Here is a 19,631-nt window from a genome sequence, read left to right as displayed (position 1 = left end):
CGACCCAGCACATCGGAGGGAAGTCCATGACCGCGATGACCAAGAAGCCGGAGACCCCGGTCGGCCACCTGACCCCGGAGGACGTCGAGCAGCTCGGCCGCGAGCTGGACGCGATCCGCCAGCAGGTGATCGACACGCGCGGTGAGTCCGATGCGGCCTACATCCGGAGGGTCATCAAGGTGCAGCGCTCGCTCGAGCTCGGCAGCCGCGCTGTCCTGCTCGCGAGCCTTTTCCCGCCGGCGTGGATCCTCGGCACCGCCGGCCTGTCGGTGGCCAAGATCCTCGACAACATGGAGATCGGTCACAACATCCTCCACGGCCAGTGGGACTGGATGCGCGACCCGAAGATCCACTCGACGACCTGGGAGTGGGACAGCGCGTCGACGGCCGAGGGCTGGAAGCGCAGCCACAACGAGGAGCACCACACCTACACCAACATCGTCGGCAAGGACAACGACCTCGGCTGGGGCGTCATGCGGGTCGACGAGGACCAGCCCTGGACGCCGTCCTGTCTCTACCAGCCGTTGAAGAACTTCGTGAACATGTGCATCTTCGAGTACGGCATCGCGATGTACGACGTCGAGCTCGGCAAGTACCTCAAGATGCCGAAGGAGCGCCGCCCGGCGAGGTTCCACGAGGAGCTCAAGAGGACGCTGCAGAAGATTCGCAAGCAGGCGACGAAGGACTACGTCGTCCACCCGCTGCTCTCCGGCCCGTCCTTCCTGACCACGTTCGCCGCCAACGTCACTGCGAACTTCGTCCGCAACGTGTGGAGCCACGCGGTCATCATGTGCGGCCACTTCCCCGAGGGCGTCGAGACGTTCGAGCTCGCGGCGATCCCGGAGAAGGAGACCCGCGGGGAGTGGTACCTGCGCCAGATGCTCGGCTCGGCCAACATCTCCGGCTCCAAGCTGATGCACATCATGACGGGCAACCTGTCGCACCAGATCGAGCACCACATCTTCCCGGACTTGCCCTCGAACCGGTACGCCGAGATCGCACCCAAGGTGCAGGCGCTCTTCGAGAAGTACGGCCTCAACTACCACTCCGCGCCGCTGCCGAAGCAGGTCGCGTCGGCCTGGCACAAGGTGCTGCGGCTCTCGTTCCCCAACGGCTGGCTCGAGACGACAAACCGCCGCAACCTGCCCTCGCAGCTCAAGAAGCTCTACACCGCCGCGCGCGGTGACGCCCGCAGCCGGCGGCGCATCCTCAAGGAGCTCGAGGCGGCCGCGAGCGCCCAGCCGGCCTGACCCAGGTCAGCGCGGCGCTGCCGTCGACGCACGCACCACCAGGGTCGGCGGCAGCAGCACCGAGCGCGCCGGCCGGTCCGGCTCGGTGATGGCCTCGAGCAGCAGCCGGGCCGCCTCCCCGCCGAGCCGGTGGTGGGCGATCGTGACCGTGGTCAGCGGCGGTGCCAGCTTGTCGAGGAACGGCATGCCGTTGAACCCGACGACGCTGAGGTCGTCGGGTGCGTGCAGCCCACACTCGGCCAGCACGTCGTAGCAGCCCAGGGCGATCAGGTCGTTGCTGGCGACCACCGCGGTGAAGTCGGCACCCGCGGCGCGCAGGTCGCGGAGTGCGGCGGCGCCGGCCTCCTCCGTCCAGGCCGCGCACTCCCGGGCGAGCGCCGGCTCGTCGGTCAGCCCCAGATCGCGCACCGCGTTGCGGAACGCCTTCGCGCGCGCGACGCCGGTCGAGGTGCTGGACGGTCCGGCGAGGTGGGCGATGCGTGTGTGGCCGAGCTCGACCAGGTGGCGTACGGCGAGCTCGATGCCCAACGCGTCGTCCGGTGTCACCGAGCTGACGTCGAGGTCGCGCGGGCGGCGGTTGACCATCACCATCCGCACGCCTTCGCGGTGGAGCTGCTCGAGCAGCGGGTGGTCGAGCAGCGCCGTCGCGACGACCAGGCCCTCGACCTGGCGGGAGCGGAGCGACTCGATGAGGGTGCGCTCGCGGTCGGAGTCGTTGTCGGTGCTGACGATCAGGCCGGAGTAGCCCGCCGGCTCGAGGACGTCCTCGATGCCACGCAGGATCGGCGGGAAGAGCGGGTTGGTGAGGTCGGGGATGACGATCCCGACCGTGCCGGACTTCGCCGTCTTGAGTCCGCGGGCGATCGGGTTCGGGCGGTAGCCGAGTGAGTCGGCCACCTTGATGACGCGCTTGGCCGTCTCGGCGTTGACCAGTCCCCGCGTCGCCGGGTTGAGCGCGCGCGACGCGGTGGCGGGGTGTACGCCGGCGGCGTCGGCGACGTCCCGGAGCGTCGGAGTCTGCACGTGCCGGATCCTACGGCACCGCTGCATTCGTTTGCGGTCATGATGTGACTCTTGACACATGCTTGCGCGATGAGGCACGCTGCACACGTTTGCAGAAACGGGCACACGCCCTCCCTGACACGACCCACAGAGGCAGGCGCACATGGACAAGCCAGACAACACCGCCACCACCGAGCACGCCGGCACCGTAGGCTCCGGAGAGCCGCTGCGGATCGGCTGGATCGGCGCCGGCCGGATGGGCGCGGCGATGGCCTCCCGACTCTCCCGTGCCGGTCACGACGTCACGGTGTGGAACCGCACCCGGCAGAAGGCCGAGGCGTTGACGGAGCACGGCTGTCAGGTCGCCGAGTCGATCGCCGATCTTCGCGGCCACGACGTCGTCTTCACGATGGTCTCGACGCCGGCCGATCTCGAGCAGGTGCTCCTCGGCGAGGGCGGTCTCCTGGTCGGGGACGAGCAGCCGGGCATCGTCGTCGACTGCTCGACCGTGTCGGTGGACTCCTCGGCCGCGATGCGTGAGGCCTGCACGGCGCGTGGCATCTCCTTCCTCGCGTCCCCGGTGAGCGGCAACGGCAAGGTGGTGAAAGCCGGCGGTCTCTCGCTCGTGGTCTCGGGGCCGGAGGAGGCCTTCGACCGAGTCCGCCATCTGCTCGAGGGGCTCGGCAAGGGCGCGACGTACGTCGGTGAGGGCGATGTCTCCCGGCTGGTGAAGATCGCGCACAACCTGATGCTCGGCGTCGTCACCCAGTGCATGGCGGAGATCACCGTGCTCTGCGAGAAGGGTGGCGTGCCACGCAACGCGTTCTTGGAGTTCCTCAACAACTCGGTGATGGGGTCGACCTTCACCCGCTACAAGTCGCCGGCGTTCGTCAACCTCGACTTCACCCCGACCTTCACCCCGATCCTGCTGCGTAAGGACTTCGATCTCGGTCTCGCCGCCGGCCACGACCTCGACGTCCCGATGCCCGTCGTCTCGACCACGGCGGCCGCGGTGCAGGCGAGCGTCAGCCAGGGCCGCAACGAGGAGGACTTCGCGATCCTGCTCGAGCTGCAGGCGATGAACTCCGGCATCACGCTCAAGCCCGAAGGGGTCGCCGTCGACGACGGGCTGAGCGCAGCGGACGGCGTCTGATGAGTTCCCGACCTCTGCCCGCCCCGGGCCACATGGGGGTCGACTACGAGGAGCGGGTCGACTTCGACCGGCTGCGCCGCTACCGGCTCGGCCGCGCCCAGCAGGCCCTCGAGGCGAGCGAGTGCGGCGCCTTCCTGCTCTTCGACTTCTACAACATCCGCTACACGACCCAGACCTGGATCGGCGGGGCGCTGGGCGACAAGATGATCCGCTACGCCCTGCTGACCCGTGGCGCGAAGGAGCCGCTGCTCTGGGACTTCGGCTCCGCGGTGAAGCATCACAAGCTCTACTCGCGCTGGACGCCGACCGACAACTACCGCGCCGGCTTCCTCGGCTTCCGCGGGGCGGTCGCTCCGACCGTCGGGCTGATGGCCGACGCCGTGGCCGAGATCAAGTCGCTGCTCGTCGAGGCCGGCGTCGCCGACATGCCCGTCGGCATCGACATCGTCGAGCCGCCGTTCCTCTTCGAGATGGAGCGGCAGGGGCTCCGCGTCGTCGACGCGCAGCAGCACATGCTCGACGCGCGGGTGATCAAGAACCCCGACGAGATCATGCTGCTCACCCAGGCGGTGGCGATGGTGGACGGCGTCTACCAGGACATCTACGAGATGCTGAAGCCCGGCGTCCGGGAGAACCAGATCGTCGCCCATGCCAACCAGCGGCTCTACGACCTCGGCTCCGACCAAGTCGAGGCGGTCAACGCGATCTCCGGAGAGCGGTGCAACCCGCATCCGCACAACTTCACCGACCGCATCATCCGCCCGGGCGAGCAGGCGTTCTTCGACATCATCCACTCCTACAACGGCTACCGCACCTGCTACTACCGCACCTTCGCGGTCGGCAGCGCCACGCCGGCGCAGCGCGACGCCTACCAGCGCGCGCGGGAGTGGATGGACCGAGGGATCGACGGCATCAAGGCCGGCGTCGGGACCGACGAGGTCGCCGCCCTGCTGCCCAAGGCCGAGGAGTTCGGCTTCGAGAGCGAGATGGAGGCCTTCGGTCTGCAGTTCGCCCACGGTCTCGGCCTCGGGCTGCACGAGCGGCCGATCATCTCCCGGCTCAACTCGATGAAGGAGCCGATCGAGCTCCAGGTCGGGATGGTCTTCGCCCTGGAGACCTACTGCCCGGCCTCCGACGGCTTCTCCGCGGCCCGGATCGAGGAGGAGATCGTCGTGACCGAGGACGGTCCGAAGGTCCTCACCCTGTTCCCGGCGCAGGAGCTCGTCGTCGCCAACCCCTACTGATCCGTTGAGAGGTCCCATGTTCTCCCTTGACCAGATCCCCGACCTGCCCCTTGACCTGTGGGTCGGTGGGAAGCCGGTTCCGGCGGCCGACGGTGGTCGCTTCGACGTCCTCGACCCGGCGACCGGCGGCTCCATCGCGGCGGTTGCGAACGGCACCGTCGAGGACGCCATCGCCGCGATCGACGCCGCGGACGCGGCGGCCGAGGCTTGGGCAGCGACCGCGCCGCGCGAGCGTGCCGAAGTCCTCCGCCGCGCCTTCGAGCTCATGCAGGCCCGCTCCGCCGAGCTCGCCGCACTCATCTCCCTGGAGAACGGCAAGGCGCTCAGCGACGCGAAGGGCGAGGTGGCCTACGCCGCCGAGTTCTTCCGGTGGTACGCCGAGGAGGCGGTGCGCGCGGAAGGGTCGGTCATGACCGCTCCCTCCGGGGCGAACCGCATCCTGGTCGTCCGGCAGCCGGTCGGCATCGCGGTCCTCGTCACCCCGTGGAACTTCCCGGCCGCGATGGCGACCCGCAAGATCGGGCCCGCGCTGGCGGCAGGCTGCACCGTCGTCCTCAAGCCCGCCAGCGACACCCCGCTGACGGCGCTGCTGATGGCGAAGATCCTCGAGGACGCCGGCGTACCCGCCGGGGTGGTCAACGTCGTGCCGTCCCGGTCCTCGGGCACGGTCGTCAGCGTGATGCTGCACGATCCTCGGGTGCGGAAGCTGTCGTTCACCGGCAGCACCGAGGTGGGCAGGCTCCTGCTCCGCGAGGCGGCCGACCAGGTCGTCAACTGCTCGATGGAGCTCGGCGGCAACGCCCCGTTCCTCGTGCTGGAGGACGCCGACCTCGACGCCGCCGTCGAGGGGGCGATGGTCGCCAAGATGCGCAACGCCGGTGAGGCCTGCACCGCAGCCAACCGGTTCTACGTCCACGAGTCGGTCGCCGAGGAGTTCTCCCGGCGGCTCGCCGAGCGGATGGCCGCCCTGCGCGTCGGCCCCGGCATCGCCGAGGACACCCAAGTGGGGCCACTGGTCAACGTCGAGGCGGTCGACAAGGTCGCCGAGCTGGTCGCGACCGCCGTCGCCGACGGCGCGCGGGTCGTCACCGGTGGCACCCGCCCCGAGCGTGAGGGGTTCTACTTCGACCCGACGGTCCTGCTCGACGTACCGACTGGCTCAGGGATCCTCGCGGAGGAGATCTTCGGACCGGTGGCGCCGATCGTCACCTTCACCGACGAGGCCGAGGCCGTCCGGATGGCCAACGCCACCGAGTTCGGGCTGGTCTCCTACGTCTACACGCGCGACCTCGCCCGCGGGCTGCGGGTGAGCGAGGCGCTCGACTCCGGGATGGTCGGCCTCAACCGAGGCATCGTCAGCGACCCGGCCGCGCCCTTCGGTGGCACGAAGCAGAGCGGCATCGGCCGCGAGGGCGGCCACGAGGGGATGCTCGACTACACCGAGTCGAAGTACATCGCCACCAGCTGGTGACGAGGAACCGTGCCTGCGATGCCGCACCCCGGACTGCCCGGCCTCAGGAGGCTCGACCACCTCGGGTTCACCGTGCCCGACCTCGACGAGGCGGATCGCTTCCTCGTCGAGGTCCTGGGGTGTGAGTACCTCTACTCGCTCGGCCCCTTCCGTCACGACGTCGACAGCGGCGACCCCGACTGGATGACGACCCACCTCAACATCCACCCGCGGGCCGAGATGGTGGAGAACCGGTGGTACCGCTGCGGCGACCAGGCGGTCTTCGAGGTCTTCCACTACCGCTCACCCGACCAGCGCGACGCGGTGCCGCGCAACAGCGACATCGGCGGCCACCACGTCGCCCTCTACGTCGACGACCTCGACGCCGCGGTCGAGCATCTGCGCGCGCACGGCGTGCGCGTGCTCGCAGGGCCGACCGCCAGCAGCGGGCCCGCGCAGGGCAACCGCTGGATCTACTTCCTGGCGCCGTGGGGGATGCAGTTCGAGCTGGTCTCCTACCCCGGCGGCAAGGCCTGGGACCGCGAGCACGCCGCCGTGGCGGCACCCCGACAAAGGAGTACCGATGCCTGAGCACCACCCCCTGACCCCCGCCGCGCCGTGGGTGGAGATCACCGCGACCGAGGCCGACTGGGACGCCGCCGACCCCGACCTGCTGCGGACGATCTACGCCCAACTGGTGCTGGTCCGCGCCTTCGAGCAGTACGTCCTCGAGCTCGCCGCCGCCGGGCTCGTCCACGGCCCCGCGCACTCGAGCATCGGCCAGGAGGCCGGTGCCGTCGGCTCGGCGCTCGCGCTCACCAGCGAGGACACCATCAATGGCTCCCACCGCGGTCACCACCAGTTCCTCGCCAAGGCGCTCCACCACGTCGAACCGAAGGGCCTCGACCCGCTCGCGCCGCCCTCCGACGGCGTACGCGAGGTGCTGCTGCGGACCCTCGGGGAGATCTGTGGACTCGAGCGCGGCTGGAGCCATGGCCGCGGGGGCTCGATGCACCTGCAGTGGAAGGAGGCCGGTTGCACCGGCACCAACGCGATCGTCGGGGGCGGCGTCCCGCTCGCGGCCGGCTACGCCTGGTCCCATCGCCAGGCCGGCACCGACGCGGTGTCGGTGACCTACTTCGGCGACGGCGCGGTCAACATCGGCTCGACCCTGGAGTCGATGAACCTCGCCGGGGCCTGGGACCTGCCGCTCTGCTTCTTCATCGAGAACAACCAGTACGCCGTCTCCACCGCGGTCGGCGAGGCGACCGCCGAGCCGCGGCTCTCGGCGCGTGGCCTGGGCTTCAACATCGCCAGCTGGCGGGTCGACGGCATGGATCCGCTGGCCGTGCACCTGGCGACGACCGAGGCGGTCGACCACATGCGCCGGGGGCGCGGGCCGGCCGTGGTGGAGGCCGAGACCTACCGCTTCTTCCACCAGAGCGGGACGTTCCCCGGCAGCGCGTTCGGCTATCGGACGAAGGAGGAGGAGAAGAGCTGGCGTGACCGCGACCCGTTGCGGCAGACCGCTGCTCAGCTCGAGCGCCTCGGCCTCATGACCCCCGCCGAGACGGCCCAGGCGAAGCTGCAGGCCAAGGCCCTGATGGAGGAGCTCGGCAGCGTGATCCTCGAGCCGCTGCCCGGAGGGAAGCCCAACGAGCGACGCATCCGGGAGAGCGAGTGGCCCTCGCCGGAGTTCGTCGACGTCGGCGTCCGGGGTGACCTCAGCGAGCTCGCCGGGGCGCGGATCGTGCCCGCTGAGGGGCATGCCGTGCCGGTGGAGGAGGTCCGCTTCATCGACGCGATCTCCGGGGTCATGCGGCGCCGGATGGAGACCGACCCGCGCGTCGTCGTCCTGGGGGAGGACGTGCACCGGCTCAACGGCGGCACCAACGGCGCCACCCGCGGCCTGGCCGAGCGGTGGCCCGAGCGCGTACTCGGCACGCCGATCAGCGAGAACGCCTTCGCCGGCCTCGGCGGCGGGATTGCCATGGACGGTCGCTACCGGCCGGTCGTGGAGTTCATGTACGCCGACTTCATGTGGGTCGCGGCCGACCAGATCTTCAACCAGATCGGGAAGGCCCGGCACATGTTCGGCGGCGGCGAGGGCGTCCCGCTGGTGCTGCGGAGCAAGGTGGCGATGGGGACCGGCTACGGCTCTCAGCACTCCATGGACCCGGCCGGGATCTTCGCGACCGCGCCGGGCTGGCGCATCGTCGCGCCCACCACGCCCTACGACTACGTCGGGCTGATGAACGCCGCGCTGGCGTGCGACGACCCGGTGGTCGTCCTCGAGCACGTCGACCTCTACACCTCGCGCGGCCTCGGCCCGGTCGACGACTTCGACTACTGCCTGCCCGTCGGCAAGGCGGCGGTGCGCCGCTCCGGCTCCGACCTCACCATCCTCACCTACCTCGGGATGACACGGCACGTGCTCGACGCCGTCGAGGAGCTCGCCGCCGCCGGTGGGGGCGTCGACGCCGAGGTCATCGATCTGCGCTGGCTCGACCGGGCCTCGTTCGACTGGGAGACGGTCGAGCAGAGCATCGCCAAGACCGGCCGGGTGCTGATCGCCGAGCAGGGGCCGGTGGGGACGTCGTACGGCGGCTGGCTCGGTGACGAGCTCCACCGCCGCTTCGCCGACCTGCTCGACGGCCCGGTCCACCGGGTCACCGCCGGCGAGGCCTCCCCGAGCATCAGCAAGGTGCTCGAGCGCGCCGCGATCGCGGGGAAGGAGGAGGTTCTTGCAGCACTCGCCGACTTCAGCCCCGGGGCGACAGCGCGCCCGGCGGCTCCGGCCACGCTGACCGGCGTCGCGGTGCCGCGGCCGACGGGCCCGGACGCGGGCGCTTCCACGGACGCGGTCGCGCGGCTCCTCTCCGCCCTTGCTGACATCGTCGAGGGGCGCCCCGGAGGAGGGAACCGCTGAGCTGCTCGCGCCGCTTCGCCGCGCTCGAGATGGCAACCGTTTGCATGACCTGCTGCTGAAGCTCGCGTCATCTGCTGCCCTGTCGACCCTCAAGGCCGCCGCTCTTCTGCCCTGACCTTGACAGGGTGTGGCACGGATCACACACTAGAAACCGCCGCAAACGATTGCGGAAGAACCTCAGGAGGAAGCATGTGGCACGACTCCCTGCGCCGTGGTGTCACCGCGGTCGCACTGGCCGGCCTGGTGGGCCTCGGGCTGGTCGGCTGCGGCCAGAGCTCCGGCGCCTCGGGCGACACGATCAAGGTCGGCACCTCGCTGCCGCTCACCGGTGAGTTCTCGCAACCCGGTGCGGCGGCCAAGCAGGGCTACGAGATCTGGCGCCAGATGGTCAACGCCGACGGTGGCCTGCTCGGGAAGGATGTCGACCTGGTCGTGAAGGACGACGCGTCCAACCAGAACACCATCGTCTCCGACTACAACGCCCTCATCAGCCAGGACAAGGTCTCCCTGCTCCTCGGCACGTTCTCCTCACTGCTCAATCTGCCGGCCTCGGCGGTCGCGGAGAAGAACCAGATGCTCTACGTCGAGCCCGCCGGCGGGTCGCCCGAGATGTTCAGCCGCGGCTTCAAGTACCTCTTCTTCTCCCAGCAGGCGGTCTCCGACCAGCAGGGCATCCCGTATGCCGAGTACATCGCGTCGCTGCCGGCCGACGAGCGGCCCAAGACGGCGGCGTACCCCACGCTCGACGATCCGTTCGCCGCGCCGGTGGTCGAGGGGGCGCGGAAGGCGCTGGAGAAGGCGGGCGTCAAGACGGTCTACAAGCAGACCTACGCGATCGACACGAAGAACTTCGACACGATCGCCGCGGCCATCAAGAACGTCAAGCCCGACCTCGTCTTCCACGGCGCGCAGTTCGAGGACGGCGTGGGCCTGACCCGCGCGATGTTGAAGGCCGGGTTCACTCCGAAGATGTACTTCGAGACCAATGCGCCCTCCTTCGGCGAGCAGTACGCCAAGGGCATCGGCGCGAAGAACACCGAGGGCGTCACCTTCGCGGTCAGCTACTCACCGCAGGCCAAGACGCCGGGCAACACCGACTTCGTCGCGGCCTTCAAGAAGAAGTACGGCGAGCTGCCGGCGGAGGACGCCGCCGACGCGTACGCCGCCGGCCAGGTGCTCCAGGCCGCGGTCGCGGGGGTCGGCAGCGCCGACGACCAGACCAAGCTCGCCGACTGGCTGCGCGGCCACACCGTGCAGACCATCCTCGGCCCGCTCAAGTGGGACGACACCGGTGCCCCGATCGGCTCCTACCTGATCGGCCAGTGGCAGGGCGGCCAGGCCCGGATCGTGCTCCCGGAGGGTGCCGCGACCGCCAAGATCAAGCCGGCCTGGACCCCGGGCGGTGCCCAGTGAGCGAGCTCGTCCAGAACCTCGTCCTCGGCCTCCTCCTCGGTGGGGTCTACGCCCTCGCCGCGGCCGGTCTGAGCCTGATCTTCGGGGTGATGCGGGTGATCAACATCGCCCACGGCGCGTTCCTCGTGCTGGCAGCGTTCATCACCTACACGCTCTGGGACGCGCTCGGCATCGACCCGCTCCTCGCCACGGTGCTGACGATGGTCATCGTCTTCGCGCTGGGCTGGGTGACCTACCACCTGCTGGTGCGGCCGATCCGGACCGCTCCGATGTCCTCGACGGTCCTGCTCACCTTCGGTCTCGCGCTGGTGCTCGAGGGCGCGATGGGGGAGATCTGGGGCAACAGCTCGACGGCGATCCGGCCGTCGTACGCCGACGAGTCCTTCACCATCGGGGCGATCTTCGTCCCCAAGGCGCAGCTCTACGGCGGCCTGCTGGCGATCGTGGTGCTGGTCGCGCTGTGGCTCGTGCTGACCAAGACCTGGCTCGGCCGGGCGATCCGGGCGGCCGCAGCCAACCCCGCCTCGGCCGAGCTCGTCGGCATCAAGGTCAGTGCCGTGGCCGCTGCCGTCTTCGGGCTCGGGATCGCCGCGGCCGGCGCCGGCGGCTCGATCACCGGCGTGCTCTATCCGTTCGTGCCGGGCTCCCACTACCAGTGGATCGCCCGGATGCTCGCGATCGTCGTCCTCGGCGGCCTCGGAAGCCTCAACGGCGCGGTCCTCGGCGCGGTGATCTTCGGCCTGGCCGAGGTGCTCACCTCGGCGTACGTCTCGCCGGAGTGGGCCACCGCGGTGCCCTACGCGATCGTCTTCGCGGTGCTGCTCTTCCGGCCGCAGGGCCTGCTGGGCGCCCGTCTCCGAGAGGACGCGGTGACGGCATGACGACCGCGACGACCTCCGTCAAGACGCGTACGACGTCCTCCGACCCGGTCCGCTGGGCCGGCCGCGGCCTCGCGGCGCTGGCCGGGCTCCTGCTGGTGCTCTTCCCGCTGCTGAGCGACGACCGCTACTACCAGAACATGATCATCCTCAGCCTGGTCTTCGCCGTCGGGGCGAGCGGGCTGTCGATCATCGCCGGCTATGCCGGCTACATCTCCCTCGGCCAGGGCGCCTTCATCGGCGTCGGCGGCTACACGATCGGTGTGCTCGCGACCCGGGTGCCCGGCGTGAGCCCGTGGTGGTGGGTGCCGCTCGCCGGTGTGGTCGGCGGTCTCCTCGCCCTGGTGCTCGGGCTGGTCTCGCTCCGCTCGCGCGGCCCGTCGTTCGTGATCATCACGGTCGCGTTCCTCTTCCTGGTCCAGGTGATCGCGGTCAACTGGTCCTCGCTGACCGGCGGGACCGCCGGACTGACGCTGCCGCTGCCGTCGTGGAGCAGCGACATGCTCAACTGGCCCTTCCACTACGCCCTGGTCGCGATCCTCGGGCTGCAGCTGCTGATGGCCTGGTGGATCCGGCGGACGAAGCTCGGCATGGGTCTCATCGCGATCCGCGAGGACGAGACCAAGGCTGCGACCATCGGCATCAACCTGCCGGTGGAGAAGGTGATCGCGTTCGTCGCCAGCTCGTTCTTCGTCGGCATGGCCGGCGCGGTCTACGGCTACTACCTCACCTTCATCGACCCGCGCGGCATGTTCAGCATCCTGCTGAGCGTCCAGATCGTGCTGGCGCTGCTCATCGGCGGCAAGGCGAGCCTGTGGGGCCCGGTGCTGGGCGCGTTCATCATCGAGCCGCTCAACGAGATCGCCAACAACAACCTCGGCGGCGGCAACACCCGGCTCTTCCTCTTCGGGGGCCTGCTGATCGCGGTCGTGGTCTTCCTGCCGCAGGGCATCCTGCCGGCGATCGAGGAGCTCATCGACAAGGTCCGCAACCGTGGCCGTGCGGGTCTCTCCGGCGCCCGGATCGGCACCGGCGGCAGCCTGGCCTCGCTCACCGCGAGCCTCACCGTGGTCGAGCGGGAGCCGGCCGCGCAGGCGAAGCCGCTGCTCGAGGTGAAGGGGCTCACGAAGTCGTTCGGCGGGCTCGCTGCGGTGGACGGCGCCTCCCTCGTCGTACCCGAGGGCTCCATCACCGGTCTGATCGGCCCCAACGGCTCGGGGAAGACCACGCTGTTCAACCTCATCGACGACACCATCCACGCCGACAGCGGCGAGGTGTGGCTCGCCGGCGAGCGGATCGACGGCCTGCCGTCCTGGGCCCGCGCCCACCGCGGGCTCGGCCGGACCTTCCAGATCACGAGGCTCTTCGGAGACCTCACGGTCCTGGAGAACGTCGTGGCGGCCCAGCGCTCGTTCTCGCTCGAGCAGCTCGGCCGGATCGCGGTGAGCGGCCCGGAGGCGAAGGCCGCTGAGGAGCTCCTGGAGTACGTCGGGATGCGCGCCTATCGCGACCAGAAGGCCAGGGCGCTCTCCTACGGCCAGCAGAAGATGGTCGAGCTTGCCCAGGTGCTCATGCTCGACCCGCGGCTGATCCTGCTCGACGAGCCGGCCGGCGGCATCAACCCGGTCCTCATCGATCGGATGGGCGAGATGATCCGCGAGCTCAACTCCTACGGGAAGACCTTCCTGATCGTCGAGCACAACATGCCGTTCGTCCTGGGGCTCTGCGACCCGGTCCACGTGCTCTCCCGCGGGCGGACGATGGCGACCGGCACCCCGGCCGAGATCCAGGCCGACCCGGCCGTGATCGACGCCTACCTCGGCGACGACTTCCTGCTCGAGCCGGAGTCCGCCCCCGAACCGAAGGTGACGCTGTGATGACCACACCGAAGACCGCCTCCACCCCCGCCGGCGACACCGCGACGGCGACCGCCCCCGAGATGCTGCGCATCTCCGGTGTCGTGGCCGGGTACGGCGGCGGCGACGTCCTCCAGGGGGTCGACATCGTCGTCCCCAAGGGATCGGTGGCCTGCATCGTCGGGCCCAACGGCGCCGGCAAGTCCACCGTGCTCAAGACGGTCAGCGGGCTGCTCAGCCCACGGCTGGGCGAGATCCACCTCGACGGCGAGCCGGTCCACCGGATCGGCCCCGACGAGATCCTCCGCCGCGGAATCTCCCAGGTGCCGCAGGCCAACGCGCTCTTCCCGACCATGACCGTCCGGGAGAACGTCCTGCTCGGCGCCTACATCATCCGGCGGCAGCGGGCACTGGTGCGGCAGCGGTTCGACATGGTCGCCGACCTCTTCCCCATCGTGGCGCAGCGGGCGCACGACAGCGCCGGCAACCTGTCGGGCGGTCAGCGCCGGATGGTGGAGTTCGCCCGGTCGTTGATGCTCGACCCGGTCCTCCTGCTCCTCGACGAGCCTTCCCTCGGGCTCGATCCGAAGTCACTGCAGACGCTGCACGAGTCGGTGATGGTCCTGCAGAAGTCGGGCAAGACGATCCTCATCGTCGAGCAGAATGTCCGCTTCGGCATGCGGATGGCCACCGACGGGATCGTCATGGAGAGCGGCAAGGTCGTCACCCAGCGCGACGCCGCCTCGATCATCAACGATCCCGAGTTGGCCGCGATGTACTTCGGTGCCCACGCTCCCGAGCCGCGCAAGGGGGAGTGAACCGCCGAGAGGTCACCCGTTCCCGTCGAGAGGTCACTCATTCACCTGAGCTCGCGCACCGGCAGCGGTGTCTCCACGACGCGGCTGCCGGTGCGCGCCACCCGGAACGCCCTCCCGTCGGGGCGCTCGCTGATCGCCTCGACGAGCTCGCCGTCGCGCCAGAGCAGCGCAACGCCGTCGTCGACGGCGTGGCCGTCGGGAAGCTCGCCGGTCGCGACCATGCGGTGGTACGCCGCCCGGCGGTCGGCCTCGCCGAAGTAGTGCGGGCACGCGGAGCCGGGCAGGAACCCCAGCCCGTCGCGGAGCGCGGCGAGGGGACCGAACGAGTCGGTGGAGGAGCCCTCGAACCAGCAGTTCATGCCGGCCGAGATGCCGGCGAGGACCGTGCCGTCCGCGGCGGCGCGCCGCAGGATCTCCGGCAGCCCGTGCAGCCGCCAGATCGCGAGCAGGTTGGCGGTCGAGCCGCCGCCGACGTACACGACGTCCTGGGTGAGCAGATGCTCGGGCGGCGTGAAGGGGAAGTCGGCCTGGCCGAACAGGGTGAGCACACTGGCCTCGGCCCGGCCCGCGAACGCGTCGAGGAAGCGCCGCGCGTAGCTCGCCGAGTCGCCGCTGGCCGTGCCGACGAAGCAGACCTTCGGTCGCTTCTTGCCGGTGAGCGAGAGCAGGAAGGCGTCCAGGGGCGAGACGTCGGCGCCGTGCACCTCGGGCATCGAGAAGCCACCGCCGCCGAGGGTGAGGACCGTGCCGGTGCCGAGGAGCATGGGCGCGAGGTTAGCCGCCCGTCTCAGCCCGGCTCCACGACCAGCCCGAAGAGCCGGTCGAGCGCTGCGGCACCGGCCGAGGTGACCCGGACCGCGCGGCTGGACGCCCGCTGCTCGACCCAGCCGGCCTCGAGGAACCGGTCGTGGAGGCCGCGGCCGACCTGACCGGCGAGGTGGTGCCGGGTCTCGGTCCAGTCGACGCAGTAGCGGACCAGCGGCCGTCGGCCCCCAGGCAGCCGTACGCCGACGTCGTCGAGGAAGTCGCGACCGCTGCCGGTCAGCTCGTAGTCGAGGTCGCGCCCGTACGCCGCGGGCCGGTCCGCGCCCTCGCCGCCCGGGTGGAACCCGCCGTCCCCACCGAGGAGGAACCCGCGCTCGAGCATGCTCCGCATGATGCCGACCCCCAGTTGGCCGGCCAGGTGGTCGTAGCAGGAGCGCGCCCGGCGCATCTGGCTGGCGCGCGTGCTCGCCCGCAGGGAGGTGATCGGCTCGGGCGGGGCGAGCTCCATGAGGCGTTCGAGGACCTCGGACACGGCCGGGCCGGCGAGGCGGTAGTGGCGGTTCTTGCCGTCGGCACGGACGGCGATCAGCCCTCCTTCGGTCAGCTTGCGCAGGTGGGCGCTGGCGGTCGACCGGCTCACGCCCGCCTCGTCCGCCAGCAGGCTGGCGGACAGCTCTCTGCCGGAGGTGAGCGCCAGCAGGATTCGGCTGCGCGCCCGGTCGGCCATCAACTCGGCGACCCGGGCGAGGTCGGCGTCCCCGCTCATCGTCGCGCTCCTGTGGTCGTTCCGGTGGTCACTGCGGTGATCATGCCTCGTCTCCGGTCGCCTTCACCGTACTCAGCAGCGCGGCCGCGCACGTCCCCGCGGCGAGGAGGAGTGCGAGCGCGAAGCCGGCACGGTCGCCGCCGACGTTGAGCACGGCGCCCAGGAGTGCGACGCCCACGGCGCCACCGACCTGTCGCGCCGTGTTGAGGGAGCCGCCGGCCAGGCCGGCGTGCCCAGACGGTGCGGTGTCGAGCGCGACCGAGGTCATCGCGGGCATCGCCAGGGAGCAGAGCCCCACGGCGGCGAGGCCCACGATGATCGTGGTGGGTGAGGACGCCAGCGCGCCGATCGCGATGACGAGCGCACCGACGCCGGCGCAGGAGAAGCCGGCGAGCATCGGGAGCCGCGGCCCGAGCGCCGCCGCCAGGTGCCCGCTGGCGGTCGCTCCGACGCTCACCACGACCGCCATCGGAAGAACGGCGAGACCGCCGGCCAGCGCGGAGAAGCCGTAGGGCCCCTGCAGGGCCAGCGAGACGCACAGGAGGGCCCCGTACATCGCGAAGTTGAAGGCGAAGCCGGTCGCGAGGGCCCACCGGAACGTGGCCGAGCCGACCAGCGCCGCCGGGACCAGCGGCTCTGCGGCACGGTGCTCGGACCGTGCGAACAGCCCGCCCGCGACGACGCCTCCGGCGAGCAGGACGACGGTCAGGGGAAGCCGTGCCTGGCCGCCCTCGATGAAGCCGGCGGTCACGGCGGCGAGCGCCACCACGCCGAGCAGGGTGCCGCGCGGGTCGAGTCGGCGGGCCGTGGGCTCGTCGGCGGGTGCGAGCACGGCGATGGTGCCGCCCACGACCGCGGCGACGGGGAGGTTGACCCAGAAGATGGCCGGCCAGCCGAGGTGGGTGATGAGCAGTCCACCGAGGAGCGGTCCGGAGGCGAAGCCCAGGGTTGCGACGCCGCCCCAGAGGCCGAGCGCCCGGGAGCGTTCCCTGCTGTCCGGGTAGAGCCGGGTGATGATCGCCAGCGAGGCCGGCAGCATCGCGGCGGCGCCCACGCCCTGGGCGATGCGGGCCGCGATGAGCATGGTCCAGCCGCTCGCTAGGGCCGCGCCGACCGAGGCCGCGCCGAACAGCGCGAAGCCGGCGACGCAGGACCGGCGATGTCCCCACCGGTCGCCGACGGCGCCCGCGGACAGCAGCAGCGCCGCGAACGGGACGGCGTACCCGTCGACGGCCCACTGGGCCGCGTCCACGCCGCCGCCGAGATCGGTGCGCAACGTCGGCAGCGCGACGTTGACGATGGTCGCGTCCAGCTGCACGAGACCGAAGGTGAGCGAGAGCGCGACCAACGTCAGCGTCCGCAGTGGTGGCGCCATCGTCGACTCCGGGCATACGTCGTCGATCAGGTCCTCGGGCATGTCTCCATCGTCGTGCCGGAACGGTTCGGCGCCGGACGAATCGTGCGGGTTGTGAGTGTCAGCGAGGCCGATGGCCCGCGCTGACACTCACAACCTCAGCCCAGCGCCGCGGAGACGACCGCCTTGGCCTCTTCCTGCACCTGCGCGAGGTGGTCGGGACCCTGGAAGGACTCGGCGTAGATCTTGTAGACGTCCTCGGTGCCGCTCGGTCGCGCGGCGAACCACGCCGACTCCGTGGTCACCTTCAGCCCGCCGATCGCGGCGCCGTTGCCGGGCGCCTCGGTGAGCTTGGCGGTGATCGGCTCGCCGGCGAGATCCGTCGCGGTCACGTCGTCGGGGGAGAGGGCCGCCAGCTTGGCCTTCTCCTCGCGGGACGCCGGCGCGTCGATCCGGGCGTAGGAGGGGTCGCCGAACTGCGCCACCAGCTCGGCGTAGCGCTGGCTCGGCGTCTTGCCGGTGCGCGTCAGGATCTCCGAGGCCAGCAGCGCGAGGATGATGCCGTCCTTGTCGGTGGTCCACACCGTGCCGTCGAAACGCAGGAACGACGCGCCGGCCGACTCCTCGCCGCCGAAGCCGAAGCTGCCGTCGATCAGGCCGGGGACGAACCACTTGAAGCCGACCGGCACCTCGACCAGGGGCTTGCCGACGGCCTGCGCGACCCGATCGATCATCGAGCTCGACACCAGCGTCTTGCCGATCCGGGCCGTGGCTGGCCAGTCCGGGCGGGCGCCGCCGAAGAGGTGGTCGATGGCGACCGCGAGGAAGTGGTTGGGGTTCATCAGACCGGCGTCGGGGGTGACGATGCCGTGCCGGTCGGAGTCGGCGTCGTTGCCCGTCGCGATCGCGTAGTCGGCGCGCTTGTCGATGAGGCTCGCCATCGCGTAGGGGCTCGAGCAGTCCATCCGGATCTTCGCGTCCCAGTCGAGCGTCATGAAGCGCCAGGTCGGGTCGACGGACGGGTTGACGACGGTCAGGTCGAGCCGGTGCCGCTCGGCGATCTCGTGCCAGTAGGCGACGCTCGCGCCCCCCAGCGGGTCCGCGCCGATCCGTACGCCGGCACTCCGGATCGCGTCGAGGTCCACCACGTGGGGGAGGTCGTCGACGTACGTCCCCAGGAAGTCGTACGACGCCACCCGGCTTCGCGCGCGGGCGAACGGGACCCGCTTCACCCCGTCGAGGCCGGCCGCGATCAGGTCGTTGGCGCGGGCGGCGATGACCTGCGTGGCGTCGCTGTCCGCGGGGCCGCCGTGGGGCGGGTTGTATTTGAAGCCGCCGTCGGTCGGTGGGTTGTGCGACGGGGTGACGACGATGCCGTCGGCCAGACCGGGGCCCGTCGTCCGGCCCCGGTTGGCGCGGAGGATCGCATGGCTCACCGCGGGGGTCGGGGTGTAGCCGTTGCGGTCATCGACGAGCACCGCCACGTCGTTCGCGATCAGGACCTCGAGCGCGGTGGTCCAGGCCGGCTCCGAGAGCCCGTGGGTGTCGCGGCCGAGGAACAGCGGGCCGTCGTACCCCTGCTCGCGGCGATAGTCGCAGATCGCCTGCGTCGTCGCGAGGATGTGGGTCTCGTTGAAGGCAGCGTTGAGCGAGGAACCGCGGTGGCCGCTCGTCCCGAACACGACCTGCTGGGCCGGATCCTCCGGATCCGGCTCGAGTGCGTAGTAGGACGTGACGAGGTGGGGCACGTCGACGAGGTCGTCCGAGGTGGCGGGGGTTCCTGCGCGGGGGTCGGCCATGTCCCCCATCCTGCCAATACGCTGACGCCATGTCCCTCGTCACCACTGAGATCATCGACGGCATCGCGCAGGTCCGCCTCAACCGGCCCGACAAGCTCAACGCGCTGACGCTCGACCTCCTCGCCGAGCTGGCCGAGACCGCCCACCGGCTGCGGGCCGACCGGACGGTGCGGGCCGTGGTGCTCGCGGGCGCGGGCGACTCGTTCTGCGCCGGGCTCGACTTCGCCTCGGTGATGAAGCAGCCGCGCCGGATGTGGACGGCCTTCGTGCCGCGGCCGTGGCGGGGCACCAACACCTTCCAGGAGGCGGCCTGGGCCTGGCGGCGCGTGCCGGCGCCCGTGATCGCGGCCGTCTCCGGTCACTGCCTCGGCGGCGGCGTCCAGATCGCCCTGGGTGCCGACTTCCGGTTCGCGGCGCCCGACTCCACCTGGTCCGTCCTCGAGGGCAAGTGGGGCATCATCCCCGACATGACCGGCATCCGCTCACTCGCGGAGGTCGTCGGCATCGACCAGGCCAAGCGACTCACCATGACCGCGGCGATGCTCAGCGGCAAGGAGGCGCACGACCTCGGCCTCGTCACCGAGGTCACCTCCGACCCCGTGGCCGCCGCGACGGCCTTCGCCCACGAGCTGGCCACCAAGTCGCCCGACGCCCTCGCCTCCGCCAAGCGGCTCTTCAACTCCACCTGGCACCGCTCGCCCCGCGCCACCTTCGCGCGCGAGCGCCTCGAGCAGGTCTTCCTGCTCGCCGGCGCCAACGTCAAGATCGCCCAGAAGGCGGCCTTCAAGCGCGAGACCCCGGCCTACAAGCCGCGCGCCCGCTGACCCCACCCGCTGACCCCCACCCGCTGACCCCCACCCGCTGACCCCCACCCGCGCGAGATGTCGGTTCGGACGGGTCGAGATGTCGGTTTCATCCACGCGAGATGTCGGTTGTGGCGCTCCCACACGTACC

At 70.8% G+C, this 19,631-nt stretch carries 16 protein-coding genes; 11 read left to right on the top strand and 5 right to left on the bottom strand.

Annotated elements, in window-relative coordinates; translation table 11 throughout:
- Positions 1–26: 26 nt before the first annotated feature.
- A complete protein-coding gene (locus AB3X52_RS00080; RefSeq protein ID WP_367990523.1) occupies positions 27–1,250 on the top strand; it encodes a fatty acid desaturase family protein in 1,224 nt (407 codons plus the stop codon).
- Between the two features lie 6 nt (positions 1,251–1,256).
- On the opposite strand, the gene AB3X52_RS00075 is transcribed toward AB3X52_RS00080, so the two are convergent.
- Positions 1,257–2,273: a LacI family DNA-binding transcriptional regulator gene (locus tag AB3X52_RS00075; RefSeq protein WP_367990521.1), complete on the bottom strand. Its 1,017-nt coding sequence runs from the start codon at positions 2,271–2,273 to the stop codon at positions 1,257–1,259.
- Between the two features lie 142 nt (positions 2,274–2,415).
- Here AB3X52_RS00075 and AB3X52_RS00070 point away from each other — a divergent pair, with 142 nt between their 5' ends.
- From AB3X52_RS00070 to AB3X52_RS00030, 9 genes are all read left to right on the top strand, one after another.
- Positions 2,416–3,405: an NAD(P)-dependent oxidoreductase gene (locus AB3X52_RS00070; protein WP_367990519.1), complete on the top strand. Its 990-nt coding sequence runs from the start codon at positions 2,416–2,418 to the stop codon at positions 3,403–3,405.
- Positions 3,405–4,649 (top strand): M24 family metallopeptidase, encoded by a 1,245-nt coding sequence (locus AB3X52_RS00065; protein WP_367990517.1) that lies wholly within the window; start codon positions 3,405–3,407, stop codon positions 4,647–4,649. The genes AB3X52_RS00070 and AB3X52_RS00065 overlap by 1 nt, the downstream gene beginning before the upstream one ends.
- A gap of 16 nt (positions 4,650–4,665) precedes the next feature.
- On the top strand, positions 4,666–6,120 hold the full coding sequence (locus tag AB3X52_RS00060; RefSeq protein ID WP_367990515.1) for an NAD-dependent succinate-semialdehyde dehydrogenase: 1,455 nt from the start codon (positions 4,666–4,668) through the stop codon (positions 6,118–6,120).
- An 18-nt stretch (positions 6,121–6,138) separates the two neighbouring features.
- On the top strand, positions 6,139–6,690 hold the full coding sequence (locus AB3X52_RS00055; RefSeq protein WP_367990513.1) for a VOC family protein: 552 nt from the start codon (positions 6,139–6,141) through the stop codon (positions 6,688–6,690).
- On the top strand, positions 6,683–9,028 hold the full coding sequence (locus AB3X52_RS00050; protein ID WP_367990511.1) for an alpha-ketoacid dehydrogenase subunit alpha/beta: 2,346 nt from the start codon (positions 6,683–6,685) through the stop codon (positions 9,026–9,028). Before AB3X52_RS00055 ends, AB3X52_RS00050 begins: the two co-directional genes overlap by 8 nt.
- Positions 9,029–9,217: 189 nt before the next feature.
- Positions 9,218–10,441 carry an amino acid ABC transporter substrate-binding protein gene (locus tag AB3X52_RS00045; RefSeq protein ID WP_367990509.1) on the top strand — a complete coding sequence of 408 codons (1,224 nt, stop codon included), beginning with the start codon at positions 9,218–9,220 and terminating at the stop codon, positions 10,439–10,441.
- On the top strand, positions 10,438–11,322 hold the full coding sequence (locus tag AB3X52_RS00040) for a branched-chain amino acid ABC transporter permease (RefSeq protein ID WP_367990507.1): 885 nt from the start codon (positions 10,438–10,440) through the stop codon (positions 11,320–11,322). Before AB3X52_RS00045 ends, AB3X52_RS00040 begins: the two co-directional genes overlap by 4 nt.
- Positions 11,319–13,196 (top strand): branched-chain amino acid ABC transporter ATP-binding protein/permease, encoded by a 1,878-nt coding sequence (locus tag AB3X52_RS00035; RefSeq protein WP_367990505.1) that lies wholly within the window; start codon positions 11,319–11,321, stop codon positions 13,194–13,196. Before AB3X52_RS00040 ends, AB3X52_RS00035 begins: the two co-directional genes overlap by 4 nt.
- Complete coding sequence (locus AB3X52_RS00030; protein WP_367990503.1) at positions 13,196–13,993, top strand: ABC transporter ATP-binding protein; 798 nt, start codon at positions 13,196–13,198, stop codon at positions 13,991–13,993. Before AB3X52_RS00035 ends, AB3X52_RS00030 begins: the two co-directional genes overlap by 1 nt.
- 41 nt (positions 13,994–14,034) lie before the next feature.
- On the opposite strand, the gene AB3X52_RS00025 is transcribed toward AB3X52_RS00030, so the two are convergent.
- The 4 genes from AB3X52_RS00025 to pgm form a co-directional block, all read right to left on the bottom strand.
- Positions 14,035–14,757 (bottom strand): Type 1 glutamine amidotransferase-like domain-containing protein, encoded by a 723-nt coding sequence (locus AB3X52_RS00025; protein WP_367990501.1) that lies wholly within the window; start codon positions 14,755–14,757, stop codon positions 14,035–14,037.
- Between the two features lie 23 nt (positions 14,758–14,780).
- A complete protein-coding gene (locus AB3X52_RS00020) occupies positions 14,781–15,524 on the bottom strand; it encodes an ArsR/SmtB family transcription factor (RefSeq protein WP_367990499.1) in 744 nt (247 codons plus the stop codon).
- 40 nt (positions 15,525–15,564) lie between these two features.
- A complete protein-coding gene (locus AB3X52_RS00015; RefSeq protein WP_367990497.1) occupies positions 15,565–16,941 on the bottom strand; it encodes an MFS transporter in 1,377 nt (458 codons plus the stop codon).
- A 95-nt stretch (positions 16,942–17,036) separates the two neighbouring features.
- Positions 17,037–18,677, bottom strand: a complete 1,641-nt coding sequence (gene pgm / locus AB3X52_RS00010) for a phosphoglucomutase (alpha-D-glucose-1,6-bisphosphate-dependent) (RefSeq protein ID WP_367990495.1) — start codon at positions 18,675–18,677, stop codon at positions 17,037–17,039.
- 29 nt (positions 18,678–18,706) lie between these two features.
- Here pgm and AB3X52_RS00005 point away from each other — a divergent pair, with 29 nt between their 5' ends.
- Positions 18,707–19,501, top strand: coding sequence for a crotonase/enoyl-CoA hydratase family protein (locus tag AB3X52_RS00005; RefSeq protein WP_367990493.1), 795 nt, complete (start codon positions 18,707–18,709; stop codon positions 19,499–19,501).
- The last annotated feature ends 130 nt before the right edge of the window (positions 19,502–19,631 follow it).

Origin of the sequence: Nocardioides eburneus (assembly GCF_040838215.1) — a bacterium.
GTDB classification, from domain to species: domain Bacteria; phylum Actinomycetota; class Actinomycetes; order Propionibacteriales; family Nocardioidaceae; genus Nocardioides; species Nocardioides eburneus.
This window is presented reverse-complemented; position numbering and strand designations above follow the sequence as displayed.